This is a genomic window from Chlorobaculum sp. 24CR, assembly GCF_004118635.1.
In the GTDB taxonomy this organism is placed as follows: domain Bacteria; phylum Bacteroidota; class Chlorobiia; order Chlorobiales; family Chlorobiaceae; genus Chlorobaculum.
On record NZ_SDGU01000100.1, the window covers coordinates 1 to 2,544 of the forward strand.

3 protein-coding genes are annotated in these 2,544 nt (G+C 59.7%); all 3 read left to right on the forward strand.

The window, feature by feature from the left end; genetic code table 11:
• Window positions 1-5 precede the first annotated feature (5 nt).
• The gene (locus tag EST62_RS12810; RefSeq protein ID WP_129052454.1) at window positions 6-341 is read left to right on the forward strand and encodes a TusE/DsrC/DsvC family sulfur relay protein; all 336 of its coding nucleotides are present in this window, start codon (window positions 6-8) and stop codon (window positions 339-341) included.
• 95 nt (window positions 342-436) lie between these two features.
• Window positions 437-1,690: a dissimilatory-type sulfite reductase subunit alpha gene (gene dsrA, locus EST62_RS12815; protein ID WP_129052455.1), complete on the forward strand. Its 1,254-nt coding sequence runs from the start codon at window positions 437-439 to the stop codon at window positions 1,688-1,690.
• A gap of 111 nt (window positions 1,691-1,801) precedes the next feature.
• The coding region (locus EST62_RS12820) for a dissimilatory-type sulfite reductase subunit beta (protein ID WP_129052456.1) at window positions 1,802-2,544 on the forward strand (743 nt) is incomplete at its 3' end.

Sequence of the window (2,544 nt, forward strand, 5' to 3'; positions counted from 1 at the left end):
TCATTATGGCAATTGACATCAATGGCATGAGCGTCGAGACGGACGAGAATGGCTATCTGGTGAATCTGGATGACTGGACCGAGGATGTGGCGGTGAAGATCGCCGAAGATGAGGATATCACGATGGAAGAGAGCCACTGGGATTTGGTGAAGTTTCTGCGGAACTACTACAAGGAGTACCAGATTGCGCCTGCCGTGAAGGTGCTGACCAAGGCGGTTGCGAGCGAAAAAGGGATGGACAAGAAACAGGCGTCGGAGTTCCTGTACGCGATGTTCCCGAAAGGCCCGGCGTTGCAGGCCTGCAAGATTGCCGGTCTTCCCAAGCCGACCGGCTGCGTCTGATGCGAAACGACTGAGGCAAACCCACAACGAATTGACGGGCGATCATCGAACGTGGCCGCCCGTCACCAAAGTATCTGAGAACCAAAGGAGGCAACATGGAAGGTGCTAACGACAGCGCTGTGAACGAGTCGTGTCATTGCGGCGGGTGCGGATCATCGGGCAACGGCAAGTTCCTGAACGAAACGCCGATGCTCGACCAGCTTGAAAGCGGCCCGTGGCCCAGCTTCATATCGGGCTTCAAGGAGCTTGCGGAGCGGACAGAGAAACCGATGCTGCGCGGCGTGCTCGACCAGCTCGAATATTCCTACAACACCAAGATGGGCTACTGGAAAGGCGGCCTGGTGACGGTTGACGGCTATGGCGCGGGCATCATCACGCGCTACTCGATGATTAAAGACAAGTTCCCCGAAGCCGCCGAGTTCCACACGATGCGCATCCAGCCCGCTCCGGGCCTGCACTACAACACGGCGATGCTGCGTGAACTGTGCGACATCTGGGAAAAATACGGCAGCGGCATCATCACCCTGCACGGCCAGACCGGCGACATCATGCTGCAAGGCATCGAGCAGGACAAGGTTCAGGAGTGCTTCGACGAGCTGAACCAGAAAGGCTGGGATCTCGGCGGCGCGGGCGCTGGCATGAGAACCGGCGTATCGTGCATCGGGCCAGGCCGTTGCGACAACGCCTGCTACGACAACCTCAAGCTGCACCTCGACGCGCTCAAGTACTTCTCCGGTCGCGTCCATCGCCCCGAATGGAACTACAAGCTGAAATTCAAATTCTCCGGCTGCCCGAACGACTGCACCAACGCCATCATGCGCTCCGACCTCGCGGTGATCGGCACGTGGCGTGACGCCATCGACATCGACCACGACGAGGTCAAAGCCTGGATCGCCGAAAAGGGCGTGGATGCCCTGGTCAACAACGTCATCAACCACTGCCCGACCAAAGCGATTACGCTCAGGGACGGCGACATCGCGATTGACACCGGCGACTGCGTGCGCTGTATGCACTGCATCAACGCTATGTCCAAAGCGCTCTCGCCCGGCAAGGAGAAGGGCATCGCGCTCTTGATGGGCGGCAAGAACACGCTGAAAGTGGGCGTGAACATGGGATCGCTCATCGTGCCGTTCATGAAGATGGAGACCGACGAAGACCGCGAAGCCTTCCTCGAACTGATCGAAGAGATCATCGACTGGTGGGATGACGCGGGCCTCGACCACGAGCGCATCGGCGAAACCATCGAGCGCGTGGGGCTGAAGCAATTCCTCGACGGCGTTGGCATCGAGTACGACATCAACCAGATCTCGCGTCCGAGGGACAACCCCTATTTCAAAGCCAAGTACTGACAGCCGCGACTCTGGACAAAGCAACAGAGCGGCGACGAAATAACAGCACAAACTCAGTCGTATCGGCTCTCCACGAAAGGAGCCGGTGCGCTTCAACCTACAGGAACGAGCATGAGCAGTCAGGAAAGAACCTGGAAGACCATAGAGTCGGGTCCGCACACCTACGAAGAGGCGCTGCATCCGGTGGTCAGGAAAAACTACGGCAAGTGGAAATACCATGAAATCCCGAAACCGGGCGTCTTGAAGCACGTGGCCGAGAGCGGCGACACCATCTGGACGGTTCGCGCGGGCACGCCTCGCCAGGACACCATCGATAAAGTACGCCTGCTTTGCGACGTGGCCGACAAGTACAGCGACGGCTTCCTGCGCTTCACGGTGCGCAACAACGTCGAGTTCCTGACGCCGAACGGCGAGAACGTCGAGCCGATGATCGCGGAACTCGAATCGCTCGGCTTCCCGGTCGGCGGCACCGGCATGTGCGTCTCGGCAGTCTCGCACACGCAAGGCTGGCTGCACTGCGACATTCCGGCCACCGACGCCTCCGGCGTGGTGAAGTCGATGATGGACACCGTTTATAACGAGTTCAAGGATATGCAGATGCCCAACAAGGTGCGTCTTTCGACCTCGTGCTGCTCGATCAACTGCGGCGGCCAGGCCGACATCGCCGTCGTCGTCAAGCACACCCGTCCCCCGCGCATCAACCACGACCACCTCGTCAAGACCTGCGAGCTGCCGAAAGCGGTCGCCCGCTGCCCGGTCGCCGCGATTCGCCCGACCGTCGTTGACGGCAAAAAGACGCTCATGGTTGACGAAGCCAAGTGCATCTGCTGCGGCGCGTGCTTCGGCGCCTGCCC

Bases quoted from the DNA above. Each gene is read 5' to 3' on its own strand.
- dsrA (WP_129052455.1), top strand. From the start codon at position 437: ATGGAAGGTGCTAACGACAGCGCTGTGAACGAGTCGTGTCATTGCGGC.
- EST62_RS12810 (WP_129052454.1), top strand. From the start codon at position 6: ATGGCAATTGACATCAATGGCATGAGCGTCGAGACGGACGAGAATGGC.